Raw genomic sequence first — 15428 nt, forward strand, 5'->3', positions numbered from 1 at the left:
CACTCGGCGCGTGACTTGGCTCAAGCCGGTATCCATAGACGCTGGGGCGCAGAGCAGTTACGCGGCCTTCTTTCAGGACCTCGAGACCCGGCTGGCCGACCCGGCCACCGACCGCTACCGGCTGGCCCGCGAACTGCTGGCCGAGGCGATGTACGGCCGCAGCTACGAGGCGTTGCAGGCCGATGCGCCGCTGGCGGCCCTCAACCTGGATGCCCGCAACATCACCTTCGAGGCCGAGTACTACATGGCCACCGACACCGCGCGCTTCGAGCGGGTCAAGCCGCTGCTGTGGCTGTGGAAGAGCATGGACCTGACCCCGATGGGCCAGAACCCGGTGTTCGGCATTCCGCTGCGCCGGATTCTGGCGGGCCACATCTTCAAGTCCGTGGGCCGCGACTTCAAGTGCTGGCAGAACGTGGAATTCTCGGTCGGCTACAACATGGAGGTCGGCGACGACGTGGTGGTGCACCGCAACGTGCTGCTGGACGACATTGGCGGCATTGAGCTGCACGACGGGGCCAGCGTGTCGGACTACGTGAACATCTACAGCCACACCCACAGCGTGCTGGACGGCCCGGACGTGACGCTGCGCAGGACCATCATCGGCCGTGGCGCGCGCCTCACCTACCACAGCACCATCCTGGCCGGCAGCGTGGTAAGCGACGACGCGATGCTGGCTACCCACGCGCTGCTGCGCGGCGACATCCCGCCGCACGGCATCGCCATGGGGCTGCCGGCCCGCGTGACGCGCATGAAGATCCGGCCGCCGCAGGACGGCTACCGGGTGGTGGCCGCCGAGTGGCCGCACGAGGCGGGCCGCAAGGCCAATCCGCTGTTCCCGGACCCCACGCCCAACCAGACGCGCCTCCCGGACGGAGATCCGGCGCTGGAGAAGGTGCTCAGCCAGAAATGATGCAGACCGGGGAAGCGGCCACGTCTTCCCTGTTCACCGCCGGTTCGGTGCGGGAGCGTGTCTGGGGCGACCTGATGTGCTCCCGCGCGGCTATCTATCCGCTGCCGCCGCACGGTCACCAACCGAACTTCGTGGGCGCCAGGGAGGCGGCGGCCCGACTGCTGGCCCATCCGGACGTGCAGCGGCACCGTTGCCTGATCGTGGGGGCAGAGCGGGCACTCTATCCTCTGCGCAAACAGGCGCTGGAGGCGGGCGTGGCGCTGTACGTGCCGGACCAGAACCGGGCCGGCTGGTACTTCCGGGTCAGCGACCCAGGTGGCGCGAACCTGAAGCGCAGCCGGGAAGTGGGCGAGCCGAAACTCAGGCCGGAGGGGGCCACCGGCGTCGTGCTGGCCTGCGTGGCGGTGGACCGGGCCGGCGGGCGGCTCGGCAAGGGCTTCGGATGGGCGGCGCGGGGCCTGAACCTGGGGCTGCCGGAGTACACCCTGGCCCACCCCCGGATGCTGCTGGAACGGCTGGACTGTCCACCCGACTCACAGGTGCAGCTGATCGGGCTGCCAGACGAGGTGATTTCACCATGACCCACAGCATGTTTATCGGGATCGAGCCGCCTGCCGACCTGAGCGCCGCCATCCGGGCGTGGCAGGTCCAGCTGCACCACGACATCACCGCCCCACACGTCACGGTGAAGCCGCCACAGGGCATGAGCGCCGAGGTGGCGGCCCGCTGCCGGGCCGTCTGCCCGCAGCTGCCGGCCTTTGCGCTGCGTCTGCACGGCGTGCGCACCTTTGACTCGCGGGTCATCTACCTGGACGCTCAGGGAGAGGGCCTGCACCACCTCCACTGGTCGCTGGTGGAGGCCAGCGGCCTGCCCGCCACCTCCCACGAACGCGGCGGCTACACCCCGCACCTCACGATGGTGCTGAGCCGCAGACCCATGAACGTCAGCTGGCCAGAAGCGCTCGCCTCCGCCCGGGCCGAGTTCGGGAGCGTGGACCGGACCTACACGGTGGAGGCGGCGGTGCTGTACGTCAAGGACCGGCCGGGGCAGCCGTACCGGGTGGCCGAGCGCTGGCCCCTGCTGGGCGGCTGAAGGATCAGGGAACCGAACTCCTCGTTCAGCTCGCGCCCTGCGGCCCCTCCCAGGCGTCCAGCAGCGGCAGTTCGGTGCGGCCCCCGGCCCGCTCCTCCAGCTCCCGGGCGTAGCGGGCGGCCCGCTCCGGGCCCATCCAGGGCGTCCAGTAGGCGCGCATGGTGGCCACCACCTTCGAGGTCTCGATCTGTGGGGCCGGCTCGCGCAGGTTCACCAGCAGGTCCATGTCCTTGACCGGGCCGCCGTTCTCGCCGCCCACCGGCTGCCAATACACCACGTCCACCGTGCGGAAGCCCAGCGCGTGGAACTTGCGCCGCCGCTCCAGCGCGTCCGAGCCGGCCCGCCGCTCCTGCTCCTGCTGCTTCGGCGTCTCGCGCTGCGGGTTGGCCACGTCAATGAACACGGCCGGACACGGGTGGCCGGCCAGCTCGTCCAACACCCGCCAGCGTTCGGCATCCAGCCGCCGCAGCAGACCCTGGCCCCGCGCGTCGGGCCGGATGCCGCTGAAGCTGCCGAAGCCGCTGTCCGCGTCCGGCAGATAATGAAACAAAGTACCGCCCAGCAGTTCCCCGGAGTCGTTCTCGGCCACCACCAGCCCGTCGCGGCGGGTGCCGGACGGCTGGGCCAGCATCTGGGCGATGTACTGTGCCGGAATCAGCATGTCCGGCTCGAAGTAGACGCGGTTCTGCAGCTGCCCGAAGGCCTGGATGGCCGGGTCCTGCGGGTCGGTGACGTGGCGGAGGCGGGAGGTGATCATGCCCTGACGCTACCCCAGCCGGAGACCGCAGAGCGTGGCCTGGGAACCGGAGCAGGTCAACTAGCCGACGCGCCGGGCCTCACCGCTGCCCTACAGTGCGGCATGACCCAGACCGCCCAGGCCCGCCTCGAAGCTGCCCTGCCTGCCGCCGTGGAGCGCGCCGCAGCCACACCCGGCGTCTACGCTGTCCTGTGGTGCGGCTCGGCGGCCCGGGGGAGGCGAACCCCTGGAGCGACCTGGACCTGCACGTGCTGGTGCACGGAGACCGGCGCTGGCGCAGCAACTTCCTGGTGGACGGCGTGCCGGTGGAGGTGTTCCATAACCCCGCCCGCCAGATCCGCGCCCTGCTGGCGGCCGAGGACTCGGCCACCATCGCCATGTATGTCCAGGGCCGGCCGGTGCAGCCGCACCCGGAACTGGACGCCCTGCAACAGGCGGCCCGCGAACGGTATGCGCAGGGCCGCACTGCCCGCCCGCCGAGCGAGTTCGAGCGCTTCATGCTGATCGAGATGGTGATGGACGCCCGCGCCCGGGTGGACGACCCGGTCCACCCGCTGCTGGTCATGAACGCGCTGTCGCGGCTGGCGGTGCGCCCGCTGTATGCCGCGCGCGGCTGGTGGGACGTGAAGCCCGAGCACTGGCTGGCGGACCTGGGGCAGCGTGACCCGGCGCTGGCCCGCCAGCTTCGGGCAGTGCTGACAGCGTCCACCGGCGCGGCACGCCAGGGCGCCTTCGAGACACTGGCCCTCCAGCTGACCGGCGACTTCACCTACCGGCCCGGCCAGAGCGAGCCGGACCCGGGCCGGTGAGCGGCCGATAGAGCACCCGGAACCTGTGGCCCCCGCACCTGGGCGCTAGACTGAGCGCAATGACGGCTGAACCCTCCACCCCACCGGCCTTCAAGGTGGCCCCCAATTTCATCACGGAAGTCATCGAGCGCGACCTGCAGGCCGGCAAGTACCCGCAGATCGTGACCCGCTTTCCGCCGGAGCCGAACGGCTATCTGCACCTGGGCCACGTGTTCGCCAGCTACCTGGATTTCCAGACCGCGCTGGATTTCGGCGGACGCTATCACCTGCGCCTGGACGACACCAACCCGGAAGGCGAGAGCATGGAATACGCCGAGGCCATCCAGGACGACCTGCGCTGGCTCGGCTGGAACTGGGGCGAGCATCTGTACTTCGCCTCGGACCACTTCGAGCGCTACTACCAGTACGCGGAGCAGCTGATCCGTCAGGGGGACGCCTACGTGGACAGCGTGAGCGGCGACGAGATGGCCCGGCTGCGCGGCAGCGCCACCGAGGCCGGCACCCCCAGCCGCTACCGCGACCGCACGGTGGAGGAAAATCTGGACCTGTTCCGGCGGATGCGGGCCGGCGAGTTCCCGGACGGGGCGCACGTGCTGCGCGCGAAAATCGATCTGAGCAACCCAAACATGAAGCTGCGCGACCCAGTGCTGTACCGCATCCTGCGGGCCGAGCACTATCGGCAGGGCAACGACTGGTGCATCTACCCGATGTACGACTTCCAGCACCCGCTGCAGGACGCGATGGAAGGCGTGACGCACAGCATGTGCAGCCTGGAGTTCGTGGACAACCGGGCCATCTACGACTGGCTGATGGAGCGCCTGGGCTTCCAGCCGCGCCCGCATCAGTACGAGTTCGGGCGGCGCAACCTGGAATACACCGTGGTGAGCAAGCGCAAGCTGCGGCGGCTGGTGCAGGAGGGCCACGTGTCCGGCTGGGATGATCCGCGCATGCCCACCCTGCGGGCCCAGCGCCGGCTGGGCGTGACGCCGGAAGCGATCCGCACCTTCGCCCATCAGATCGGGGTCAACCGCACCAACCGCACCGTGGACATTGCGGTGCTGGAAAACGCCATTCGCGACGACCTGAACCACCGCGCCCCCCGGGTGATGGCGGTGCTGGAGCCGCTGCGGGTGGTGATCGAGAACCTGCCGGAGCCGCGCACCCTGTCGCTGCCGTACTGGCCGAGAGACGTGGTGGAGGCCTCGCCGGACGGGCGGGTGGCGCTGCCCACCGGCGAGCGGGTGCCGCCAGAGCAGGCGGTGCGCGACGTGCCGCTCACCCGTGAGCTATACATCGAGCGCTCCGACTTCGAGGTGGAGCCGCCCGCCGGGTTCAAGCGCCTGACGCCGGGTGGCCGGGTCCGGCTGCGCGGGGCGGGCATCATCCAGGCCGAGCGCTTCGACACCGATGACGCCGGGCAGGTCACGGCGGTGTACGCCACCCTGCAGCCGGAGGACGCGAAGGCCAGCGGCGTGATTCACTGGGTCAGCGCCGAACAGGCCGTGCCGGCCGAGTTCCGGCTCTACGACCGGCTGTTCCGGGTGCCGAACCCCGAGGGTGGCCCCGCCGAGGCCGAGTATGACCCGGAGGAGCCGGGGCACGAGGGGCAGCCGGAGCCGGCCAGCACCGACTTTCTGCATTACCTCAACCCGGACAGTCTGCGAATCACGCGCGGGTACGTGGAGCCGAGTATTCAGGCGGACCCGCCCGGCACCCGCTACCAGTTCGAGCGGCAGGGTTACTTCTGGCCGGACCCGGTGCTGAGCCGCCCGGAGGCCCTGGTATTCGGACGCATCATCACGCTGCGCGACGCCTGGGCGCAGCGTGAAGGCGGTGAGCGGGCCACAACACGCCGGCCCGAGAAGGGTCAGAAGGCCGAGAGCAAGGGCGAGCGGGCCGCCGCGCCCACCCTGACCGCGGAGCAGGCCGCCGAGGTGGCGCGCCTGACGCAGCTCGGCGTGGGGGAAGGCGACGCCGTGACGGCCGCCCGTGACCCGCAGCTGGTGCAGTACCTGCAGGGGCTGCACGGCGAGTCAGCCGGAACCGTCGCCGGCTGGGCCGTGAACGACCTGGGGCCGGCCATCCGAGAGGGCAGGGCGCTGCCCACCCTGGAGCAGCTGGGGCAGCTGGCCGAACTGCTGCAGAGCGGCAGCATCAGCACCCGGATCGCCAAGGAGGCGCTGATGGAGGCGCTCGGCACCGGCGAGGCCCCGGCCGAGGTGGTGGCCCGTAAGGGGCTGCGGCAGGTCAGCGACACCGCCGAGCTGGAACGCCTGATTCAGGGCGTGCTGGACAGCAACCCGGACAAGGTGGCGGCCTACCGGGCCGGCAAGACCGGCCTGATGGGCTTCTTCACCGGTCAGGTGATGCGCGCCAGCGGCGGTCAGGCCAATCCGCAGCGGGTGGCGGAGCTGCTGACGGCCGCACTGCAGGGCTAGCGGAGAAGAGCCACGCCAAGGGGGTGGGCCAGCTGGCCCACCCCCTTTGTTCTTCCCTACTCGCGCGAGGCCGTCTGGCGGGCCACGTAGCCGCGGAACTGCTCCCTCAGCTCGCGCTTCAGGAACTTGCCGGTCGCCCCGATCGGGATGCGCTCCACCACCTCGTAGGCGTCGGGGAGCCACCACTTGGCGAAGCGTGGGGCCAGGAAGCGGTGCAGCTCCTGATGCTCCGGCGCTTCGTGACCGGGGCGCAGCACCAGCACCGCCAGCGGGCGCTCGTCCCAGCGCGGGTCTGCGATGGCGATCACCGCCGCCTGCGCGATGGCCGGGTGGGCCATCAGGGCGTTCTCCAGGTCCACGCTGCTGATCCACTCGCCACCCGATTTGATCAGGTCCTTGTTGCGGTCCTGGATGTGCATGTAGCCGTGCTCGTCCAGCGTGGCGATGTCCCCGGTATCGAACCAGTCCTGGCCGTTCAGCCGCAAGAAGTTGTTGCGGCCACTGCCCTTGTAGTAGCCGCTGGCCACCCACGGACCACGTGCCAGCAGGCGACCCATGGTGTGGCCGTCGTGCGGCAGCACGTGGTCGTCGTCGCTGATGATCTCCAGCTCCACTAGCGGCACGGTGCGGCCCTGTTTGGCCTGCAGCCGGTAGGCCTCGTCGGTGCCGGGTTCCATGCCCGGCGGCAGGGTGCTGACGGTCCCCAGCGGATGCGTCTCGGTCATGCCCCAGGCGTGGGCCAGCTGCAGCCCATGCCGCTCGCGGAAGGCCCGGATCAGCGCTTCGGGTGCGGCGCTCCCGCCCACCACCAGCCGCTCCAGGCCCGAGAGGTTGTAGGGGGTTCCCGCCTGCTGCGCCCGGTCCAGCTCGGCCAGCAGGCCCATCCAGATGGTCGGCACGCCCGCCGTGATCGTCACGCGTTCCTGCTCCAGCAGCCGCGCCAGGGTGGGGCCGTCACTGAACATACCGGCGAACACCTGGGCCGCCCCGGTCATGGCGCAGGTGTACGGCAGGCCCCAGGCGTTCACGTGGAACATCGGCACGATCGGCAGCACCACGTCACGCTCGCCCACGTTCAGCGCGTCCTTGGGCGCGCTGGCCAGGCTGTGCAGCACGGTGGAGCGGTGCGAGTACAGCACGCCCTTGGGGTTGCCGGTGGTGCCGCTGGTGTAACACATGGCGGCGGCCTGCCGCTCGTCCAGCTCCGGATACTGGAAGCTGGACGGGTAGGCCGCAATCCACTGGTCATAGTCCAGAACGCCTTCCATCGGCTGCGGCAGGCCACCCAGCACCACCACCGTATGCAGGTGGGGGCAGCCGGCGCGGATGGTGGGGATCATGGGCGCGAAGACGTTCTCGATCAGCAGCACCCGGTCCTCGGCGTCGTTCAGAATCCAGCAGATCTGGTCCGGATGCAGCCGGATGTTAACGGTGTGCAGCACCGCGCCCATGCTGGGCACCCCCAGGTACGCCTCCAGGTGCCGGTGGCTGTTGACCGCCAATGTGGCCACCCGCTCGCCCGGCTGCACGCCCAGCGCCAGCAGCGCAGTGGCCAGCTGCAGCGCGCGGTCGGCCACCTCGCCGTAGCTGCTGCGGTGAACCTGCGGAATCGGCTGGCCCGCGTCGTCGCGGCCCGCCGCCAGCACACTCACCACCGGGCGGTCTCTGTAGATGGTGCGGATGCGTTCCAGGATGAACGGTACGGTCAGCGGCACATCCATCATGGTGCTGAGGAGCACGGGCGCGGAAACAGGCATGGGGTCGGGCATGGTGGGCCTCCTCGGATGAGCGGTGGCGTGAACGGGCGTGCAGGTTGGGTGATGCAGTTGAGTGCGGTCAGTGTACCGTGCCGCCGTGCCCGGCGCCCGCGTCCGTGTTGCTCCGGCTGCAGGTCCACCGTCCCCCCACCCCCAGTTGGCTTCCCCCACCGGTCCCCCCTGTGGGGTTCCTGAGCGTTCAGGCCACCTGCCATCATGAAGAATGACCGCCCTGCCGCCCATACCGGACCCCGCTTCGGTGCTGGCACAGGGACAGGCGCAGCTGCCGCACAGCCCGGCAGGCAGTCTGGGCGTGGCCCGCCAGCTGGAAGCGCTGGCCCGCCAGCACAACGATGACCCGCTGCTCAGCAGCGCGCTGTACCTGGCGGGCCGCGCGCTGCTGCGGATGGGCCGCGCCCGCGAGGCGCTCTCCACGCTGCTGGAGGCGGTAGCGCTGTGCAGCGAGGCAGATCTGCAGGCGCAGGCGCGCTGCTGGCACGAGGCCGCCGTGGCCCAGCGGCGGCTGGCCAACGACCGCGAGGCGCTGGAGTACCTGGGCCTGGCGCTGCAGCTCCACCGCGAGGCCGGGGATCAGGCCGGTGAAATTGACGTGCTGGATGAGCTGGCGGCCTACCACACCCAGCTGGAGGCGCACGCCGAGGCACTGAGCTGCTACCGGGCCAACCTGCAGCTGCGCCGGGCCAGCGGCGACCTGCGCGGGCTGGCCCAGACCCTGCTGGGCCTGGGCCGGGCGCAGCTGCTGCTGAGCCGCACGCTCGGCGGACGTGAGGCGGCCCGGGCGCAGCAGCAGGAGGCGCTCGGTGTGCTGGGCCACGCCCTGCAGCTGGGCCGGCAACTGCATGACCCGGCGCTGGTGCTGGAGGTGCAGCTGGAGCAGGCCCGGCTGCAGCTGGAGCTGGGACAGCTGGACGCGGCCGAACAGCTGGCGCGCACGGTCCAGCACCATTGCCTGGAACGCGGGGAGCGCCGCGCCGCCACCGAGGCGCTGCTGCTGCTGGCCGACGTGCTGACCGCCGGGCAGCACCCGGCCCAGGCCCTTCACGCGCTGCTGGACGCCCAGCAGGTCCTGCAGACGCTGGGCACCCCGGCCGAGCTGGCCCGACTGCACCTGCAGCTCTCGGCGGTGTACGAGCAGCTGGGCGAGTTTCAGTCGGCCCTGCAGCACCACCGCCAGTACCACGCCCTGGACCGGGCCGTGCGGGCCGATCAGCAGAGTGTGCGCGCCCAGGCCACCTTCGCGCGCCTGGACGTGGAGCGCAGCCGCCACGAGAGCGAGCTGCACCGGGCACGCGGCCAGACGCTGGAGCAGCACCTGGCCGAACGCACCCTGCAGCTGGAGGCTACCCAGATCGAGATGACCGAACTGCTGGCCTCGGCCGCCGAGTTCCGGGACGCGCCGCTGGGCCCGCACGCCCGCTGGGTGGGCGAGGCGAGCGCCCAGGTGGCGCTGCGGCTCGGCTGGAGCGACGAGCGCGCCCAGGCGCTGAACCTGGCCGCGCGCCTGCACGACATCGGCAAGATTGCGATTCCGGACCGGATTCTCCTCAAGGAGGCGAGTCTGTCCGCCAGCGAGTGGGCCGTGATGCGCGAACACACCGTGCTGGGCGCGCGCCTGCTGGCCGCCAGCGCCAGCCCGCTGCTGCAGCTGGCCAGCACCGTGGCCCTCTCGCACCACGAGCAGTGGGACGGCGGCGGCTATCCGCACGGCCTGAGCGGCGAGCAGATTCCGCTGCCTGGCCGCATCGTGGCGGTGGTGGACACCTACGACGCGCTGGTGAGCGAGCGTCCCTACAAACCCGCCTGGACCCCCGGACAGGCGCTGCAGTTCCTGCGCCAGCGCTCGGGCCGGCATTTCGACCCGGAGGTGGTGCGGGCCTTCTGCGATCTGCACGAGGAGGGCCTGCTGACCGGGCTGCTGGCCGCCCACACCGTTCACTGATTCACCATGAAGATTTTCGCGCTGGGGGCACCGCGCCGGGGGTTCATGTTGGCGTCAGAAAACCGCTAGCATGACCGCATGACCACCGTCCAGACCGGCTCCCCGGCCGAGCAGCCCGACCTGAGCGCTTCCGCTGTGCCCACCTCGCGCCTGCTGGCCTGGCTGCAGGCGGGCGGTCTGGACGAAAAGCGGCTGGAGGGGCTGCACAGTCAGGACAACGCCTTCTGGGCCGAACTGGCCGCACAGCTCGCCCCTCAGCTTCCCCCGGCCGAGATTCTGCTGGTGCTGCCCGGCGGGGAGCCGCTGGCGGGCGCCCTGGCGGCCCACCTGAAGCTGCCGTTCCAGGTGCTGCACCATGCCAGCGGCGCACCGGATCACTGGGTCCTGCCGGACGCGCCGCTGCCATCTTTCGGCCTGCTGGTCACGACCTACCTGACCACCGGGGTGCCGGAGATGGAGCTCAGCGTGCTGGCACAGCGGGCCGGCTGCGAGCTGAGAACGGTGGTGTGCGCGGTGGAACGCAGCACTGCTGGTGGGCGGCACCGGCTGCTTCAGCTGGGCGTGAACACCCTGGCCGGGCAGCGCATCGCCGAAACCCCGCGCGGCCTGATCCTGGAGCGCCGCCGGGCCGAAACGCGCGCCTTCTAGCCTTCCGACGCTTGGCGGTACGCCTGGAGGGCCCGCTCCTCTGCCGGAATGCGGATCAGGCGCAGCAGCAGGGCGTTGGCGAGGCTGCCCAGCACGGCCGTCCGCCACGCGCCCACCGCCAGCGGTGCACTGACCATTTCCAGCGCCACCACCGCGTAGTTGGGGTGGTTCAGCAGCCGGAAGGGCCCCCCCTGAACCCGGTGGGCTCCCGGCACAATCAGGATGCGGGTGTTCCACTGCCGGCCCAGCGTGCGGATCACCCAGTAGCGCAGCGGCTGGGCCAGCAGCAGCGCCAGCAGCCAGCCGAGCCGGACGCTCCCCCTGGCCCGGCGGCCCTCCAGCAGCGTGCCGAGCAGCCAGCCCGCATGCAGCACAAAGAACAGCGGATAATGTTCGCGGCCGTACTCGGTGGCGCCGTGGTCGAGGGCCCAGCGTTCGTTGCGCTTCGCCACCCGCAGCTCCAGCAGGCGCTGGCCCACCAGGGCGGCCACCAGCCAGGGCGCGGCCCGGGCCCCCCCGCCCCCTCGGCTCACGCGACAAACTCCAGCAGGACGTGCTCGGCGCAGAAGCCGGGGCCCATCGCGCTCAGCAGTCCCTTGCCCTCCGGGGCATGTTTGAGCAGTTCCTCCAGCACGAACAGCACGGTGGGGCTGCTCATATTGCCGTTGCAGTGCAGCACCTGCCGGGAGGCGGCCAGCGCCTGCGGGTCCAGCGACAGGGCCTCCTGGTAAGCGTCCAGCACCTTCACGCCGCCCGGATGCACCACGTAGTGCTGCAGGTCCTCCAGGGTCCAGTCGCTGGCGGCCAGGGTCTCCTCCACGTTCTGCCGCATCATGCCGCTCACCAGCTCTGGAATGCTCTGACGGAAGCGCACCTTCAGTCCGTCGTCCATCACGTCCCAGCCCATCACGTCGCCGCTGTCCGGGAGCAGGGTGCTGCGGTGCCCGGACAGCCGCACCAGGCCGCCGGTCCCGTCGTCCGGCCCCACCACCAGGGCGGCCGCGCCGTCGGCGAACAGCGCGGAACCCACGAAGTTGCTGCTCGACTCGTCGCTCTTGACCAGCGTCAGGCTGCAAAGCTCCGCCGCAATCAGCAGCACGTTCTGGTAGCCGGCCCGTACCAGATCGGCTGCGCGCGCCAGCCCCTGCGCCCCGCCCGCACAGCCCAGGCCCCACAGCGGCAGCCGGACCGCCTGACGGTTGAGGCCCAGCCGCTCCATCAGCATGCTCTCCAGGCTGGGGGTGCTGATGCCGGTGCTGCTCACGAACACCACCGCGTCCACGTCCTCCGGCGCCGCGCCCGCCTGGGCCAGCGCCGTGCGGGTCAGCTGCTCGCTCAGCCGCAGCGTCTCCTCGACGTACACGGCATTCTTGTCGGCGAAGCTGTGCGGTTCCATGTACCACTCCAGCGGCCGGGCCAGGAAGCGCCGCTGAATCTGGGCATTCTCGAACACCTCCAGCAGTTTCGGGTGAGCCGCAAGCCGCGGAAACAGCTGAACAGCGGCGTCACGGAGCTGCGTCTGAGGCACACAGTGGGCGGGGTGTCCGGTGACCAGGGCACGCACCACAGGCGACGTATGGGAAGACGAAACAGGCATGACGCATTCTTCCGCGCCATGCCCAGGGGACTGTAACCGTTCCCGCTCCGGCCGCTTAGGAAGCCTTGGCCTTCTTGCGGCCTTCCTCACGCCCCTGCTCACTGAGCGCCTGGAAGTCTTCATCCGACAGCCGGATGGCCGCCGCCGCTACATTCTCTTCCAGGTGCTTGACCCGGCTGGTGCCGGGAATCGGCAGCATCACCGGGCTGCGCTGCAGCACCCAGGCCAGCGCGATCTGGCTGGGCGTGGCCCCGTGCTGCTTGGCCAGGTTATCCAGCAGCCCGCCCTCGCGCGACAGGCTGCCGGCGGCCAGCGGGAACCACGGAATGAAGCCGATGTTCTGCTGCTCGCAGTACTCCAGCACGTCCTCGCTCTTGCGGGTCACGAGGTTGTAGAGGTTCTGCACCGTGGTGACCTGGAACACCTGCTGGGCCGCCTGGATCTCCTCCACCGACACCTCGGACAGGCCCAGGTGGCGGATCAGACCCTCGTCCTGCATCTGCTTCATGATGCCGAACTGCTCGTCGCGCGGCACCTTGCTGTCGATGCGGTGCAGCTGCCAGAGCGGAATCTGCTCCAGCTTGAGGCGGCGCAGGCTCATCAGCACGCACTGACGCAGGTACTCCGGCCGGCCCAGCGGCGGCCACACGTCCGGACCGTGGCGGGTCAGGCCGCCCTTGGTGGCCACCGTGACACTCTGGTAGGGCGCCAGCGCCTCGGCGATCAGGTCCTCGGAGACGTAGGGGCCGTAGCTGTCAGCGGTGTCAATGAAATCCACGCCCAGCTCTGGCAGCCGCTTCAGCACTCGGATGGCCTCGTCACGGTCGGCCGGTTCGCCCCAGATGCCCTGGCCGGTGATGCGCATGGCCCCGAACCCCAGCCGGTTGACGCTCAGATCACCGCCGATGCGGAACTGTCCGCTCTGTTCTGCATTTACTTCACTCATACGACCTCCTGTGTCGGGCACGTTGTACTGCTGTAGAGGCTCGCGCAACTGTGGCGGGCCGTCACATCAAGGCCAGCTCAAGGCCACGCAACGTCGGCAAGAGCAGGGTTGGGAACGACCGGCGCGCCTATCTTTGAGCTATGGGATGGCGCATCTTCGCAACGGCCGAGATCCGGGACAGCCACGCGACCCTCTACCTGACGCCGCAGCAGACGGTCTGCCTGCGCGCCAAGGCGGGTGAGGCGCTGCTGCTGGACCGGGCGTATGCCACGGTCGAGGACGCCATCATGGACGCCGCCGTGCAGCCGCAGCTGCCGCAGCCGCTCTACGACGCCCTGCTGGACGCGGTGGAGCGCCGCAGCCACGCCGAGGCGGAGGAGCTGCGCTGGACGCCGCAGTGGCCCGACGACAGCTGAGGGGTCTGCTCAGGCCCCGTCGCCCAGCACGCTCAGCAGGAAGGCGTACTCCTCGGCCGTCTCGCGCAGGGCGTCGAAGCGCCCGCTGCTGCCGCCGTGCCCGGCCCCCATGTTGGTCTTGAGCACGATGGTGCCGCTGCCTGGCTGGGCCAGGGTCCGCAGTCTGGCTGCGTACTTGGCCGGCTCCCAGTACGCCACCCGCGGATCGTTCAGGCCGCCGGAGATGAACAGGTGGGGGTACACGCCCGCCTTCAGGTTGTCGTAGGGGCTGTACTGGGCCATCACGTCGTACCAGCGCCGCTCCTGCGGGTTGCCCCACTCGTCGTACTCGCTGGTGGTCAGCGGAATGCTGGCGTCCAGCATGGTACTCAGCACGTCCACGAACGGCACCCCCACGAACGCCGCGCCGAACAGGTCCGGGCGCAGGTTCACCACCGCGCCCATCAGCAGGCCGCCGGCGCTGCGCCCCATGGCCGCCAGCCGTCCCGGCAGCGTCACGCCCTCCCGGATCAGCCCCTCCCCCACCGCGATGAAGTCGGTGAAGGTGTTCATCTTGTGCTCCAGGCGGCCCGCGTCGTACCAGCGCCGCCCGCGCTCGCTGCCGCCCCGGATGTGCGCAATGGCCCACACCCAGCCGCGGTCCAGCAGCGGCAGCCGTGACGCGCTGAACGAAGGGTCCACCGGAAAGCCGTAGCTGCCGTAGCCGTACAGCAGCGTGGGGGCCGGCAGCGCGGTGTCGCGGCGGCGCACCAGACTGACCGGCACCTGCTCACCGTCCGGGGCCGTCATCCAGCGCTGCTCGGCCACGTACTGGGCCGGGTCATAGTCGGGCACCGGGGTGGCCTTGACCAGCGTGGTCTGCAGCGTGTTCAGGTCCAGGTCCAGGTGTTCCAGCGGCTGCGTCAGGCTGCTGTACAGCACCCGTGCCTGGGCGGTATCAAAGACGCGGTTGCTGCCCGGCTGCACCGTATGGCTGGCCTCCGGAAACGTCACCCGCCGGGCCTCGCCGTAGCCGCCCCCCGTGCGGGGCAGCACCCACAGCTGCGAAAAGCCCTCCTCGCGCCCGCTGAGCAGCAGGTGACCAGCAAACAGCCGCATCCCGGTCAGGTAGCGCTGCTCATCGTGCGGCAGCACGTCCTGAGCAGTGTTCCAGTCCAGCGGTCCGCTGGCGGTCTTGGGCAGGCGCACCACCCAGAACTCCCGCGCGCCACCCTGGTTGGTGAGCACCAGCCAGTGGTCGCCGCCGTCTTCCAGCATGGTCTCCACCTGCGGCTCGCGCGGCAGCAGCAGCCGGGGCTGGGCGTCGGCATCGCCAGTCTCCAGCACCTGCCACTCGGTGCTGAGGCTGGCCGAGCTGCCCACCAGCAGCGTCTCGCCGTTCGCGCTCTTCTTCACCACCAGCCGGAAAGTGGGATCGTCCTCCTGCACCAGCAGGGTGTCCTCAGAGGCCGGCTGTCCCAGGCGGTGGCGCCAGAGCCGGGAGGGCCGCTGCGTCTCGTCTTCCGTGACGTAGAACAGCTGGCGGCCGTCGGCGCTCCAGGCCAGCGTCCAGCCGGACACGCCCGGCAGCGGCGCTTCCAGCAGCTCGCCCGTCTGCGTGTTCAGCACCCGCAGCTCAAACACCTCCTGCCCGGTGGTGTCGAGCAGGTAGGCCCAGGAGCGGCCGTCGGGGCTGGGCCGGGTGAGGTAGACCCACACGTTCTGGTGGCCCTCGCGCGCCTTCAGCTCGTTGAGGTCCAGCACCACCTCAGGCGGCGCGTCCGGCGTGTCCGCCCGCCGCCGCACGAACACCGGGTGCGCCTGCCCCTCGTCGGTGCGGGTGCTGTACAGCCACTCGCCCTCCCGGATCGGCGGCTGCTCGTCCCGCTCCTGGATGTGGGAGCGCAGCTCAGCGGTGATGCGGTCCACCAGCGGCGCGTGCGGGGCCATCACCTCCGCCAGGTGGTCGTTCTCGGCCGTAAGGTAGGCCAGCACCCGTTCGCCCTGCTTACCGTCGGTGCGCAGCCAGTGGTAGTCGTCCGGGCGTTCCAGGTCGTGCTCGCGGTGAGTGATCCGGTCGCGGGGGGCCTGAGGCGGAATGGGTGGCGTCATACG

14 protein-coding genes are annotated in these 15428 nt (G+C 70.4%); 8 read left to right on the top strand and 6 right to left on the bottom strand.

Annotation, left to right across the window (positions count from 1 at the left end; translation table 11 throughout):
- Positions 1–10: 10 nt before the first annotated feature.
- The 3 genes from ABOD76_RS19820 to ABOD76_RS19830 are packed head-to-tail and all read left to right on the top strand — an operon-like array spanning position 11 to position 2006.
- Complete coding sequence (locus ABOD76_RS19820; RefSeq protein WP_350243673.1) at positions 11–913, top strand: acyltransferase; 903 nt, start codon at positions 11–13, stop codon at positions 911–913.
- Positions 910–1494 carry a 5-formyltetrahydrofolate cyclo-ligase gene (locus ABOD76_RS19825; protein ID WP_350243674.1) on the top strand — a complete coding sequence of 195 codons (585 nt, stop codon included), beginning with the start codon at positions 910–912 and terminating at the stop codon, positions 1492–1494. Before ABOD76_RS19820 ends, ABOD76_RS19825 begins: the two co-directional genes overlap by 4 nt.
- Positions 1491–2006: a 2'-5' RNA ligase family protein gene (locus ABOD76_RS19830; RefSeq protein WP_350243675.1), complete on the top strand. Its 516-nt coding sequence runs from the start codon at positions 1491–1493 to the stop codon at positions 2004–2006. Before ABOD76_RS19825 ends, ABOD76_RS19830 begins: the two co-directional genes overlap by 4 nt.
- 25 nt (positions 2007–2031) lie before the next feature.
- Here the strand turns inward: ABOD76_RS19830 and ABOD76_RS19835 are convergent, their stop codons facing one another.
- On the bottom strand, positions 2032–2763 hold the full coding sequence (locus ABOD76_RS19835) for a GNAT family N-acetyltransferase (RefSeq protein WP_350243676.1): 732 nt from the start codon (positions 2761–2763) through the stop codon (positions 2032–2034).
- Between the two features lie 191 nt (positions 2764–2954).
- Between ABOD76_RS19835 and ABOD76_RS19840 the strand changes: the two genes are divergently transcribed.
- Together ABOD76_RS19840 and ABOD76_RS19845 are read left to right on the top strand one after the other, a co-directional pair.
- Entirely contained in the window at positions 2955–3572 is a 618-nt protein-coding gene (locus ABOD76_RS19840; protein ID WP_350243677.1) for a hypothetical protein, read from the top strand.
- Between the two features lie 59 nt (positions 3573–3631).
- Positions 3632–6010: a glutamine--tRNA ligase/YqeY domain fusion protein gene (locus ABOD76_RS19845; protein ID WP_350243678.1), complete on the top strand. Its 2379-nt coding sequence runs from the start codon at positions 3632–3634 to the stop codon at positions 6008–6010.
- Between the two features lie 56 nt (positions 6011–6066).
- Here ABOD76_RS19845 and ABOD76_RS19850 read toward each other — a convergent pair whose 3' ends face one another.
- Complete coding sequence (locus ABOD76_RS19850) at positions 6067–7779, bottom strand: long-chain fatty acid--CoA ligase (protein ID WP_350243679.1); 1713 nt, start codon at positions 7777–7779, stop codon at positions 6067–6069.
- Positions 7780–7990: 211 nt separating this feature from the next.
- On the opposite strand from ABOD76_RS19850, the gene ABOD76_RS19855 reads away from it, so the two are divergent.
- Both ABOD76_RS19855 and ABOD76_RS19860 read left to right on the top strand, forming a co-directional pair.
- Positions 7991–9727 carry an HD domain-containing phosphohydrolase gene (locus ABOD76_RS19855; protein WP_350243680.1) on the top strand — a complete coding sequence of 579 codons (1737 nt, stop codon included), beginning with the start codon at positions 7991–7993 and terminating at the stop codon, positions 9725–9727.
- A 78-nt stretch (positions 9728–9805) separates the two neighbouring features.
- Entirely contained in the window at positions 9806–10375 is a 570-nt protein-coding gene (locus ABOD76_RS19860; protein ID WP_350243681.1) for a hypothetical protein, read from the top strand.
- Here the strand turns inward: ABOD76_RS19860 and ABOD76_RS19865 are convergent.
- The 3 genes from ABOD76_RS19865 to ABOD76_RS19875 form a co-directional block, all read right to left on the bottom strand.
- Positions 10372–10908, bottom strand: coding sequence for an isoprenylcysteine carboxyl methyltransferase family protein (locus tag ABOD76_RS19865; RefSeq protein ID WP_350243682.1), 537 nt, complete (start codon positions 10906–10908; stop codon positions 10372–10374). The genes ABOD76_RS19860 and ABOD76_RS19865 overlap by 4 nt on opposite strands.
- On the bottom strand, positions 10905–11903 hold the full coding sequence (locus ABOD76_RS19870; protein WP_350243683.1) for a type III polyketide synthase: 999 nt from the start codon (positions 11901–11903) through the stop codon (positions 10905–10907). Before ABOD76_RS19870 ends, ABOD76_RS19865 begins: the two co-directional genes overlap by 4 nt.
- Before the next feature lie 124 nt (positions 11904–12027).
- Positions 12028–12918, bottom strand: a complete 891-nt coding sequence (locus tag ABOD76_RS19875) for an aldo/keto reductase (RefSeq protein WP_350243684.1) — start codon at positions 12916–12918, stop codon at positions 12028–12030.
- Between the two features lie 140 nt (positions 12919–13058).
- Between ABOD76_RS19875 and ABOD76_RS19880 the strand changes: the two genes are divergently transcribed.
- Complete coding sequence (locus ABOD76_RS19880) at positions 13059–13334, top strand: hypothetical protein (protein ID WP_350243685.1); 276 nt, start codon at positions 13059–13061, stop codon at positions 13332–13334.
- 9 nt (positions 13335–13343) lie between these two features.
- Here the strand turns inward: ABOD76_RS19880 and ABOD76_RS19885 are convergent, their stop codons facing one another.
- Positions 13344–15425, bottom strand: a complete 2082-nt coding sequence (locus ABOD76_RS19885) for a S9 family peptidase (RefSeq protein ID WP_350243686.1) — start codon at positions 15423–15425, stop codon at positions 13344–13346.
- Between the last annotated feature and the right edge of the window lie 3 nt (positions 15426–15428).

This window comes from Deinococcus sonorensis KR-87, assembly GCF_040256395.1.
GTDB lineage: Bacteria > Deinococcota > Deinococci > Deinococcales > Deinococcaceae > Deinococcus > Deinococcus sonorensis.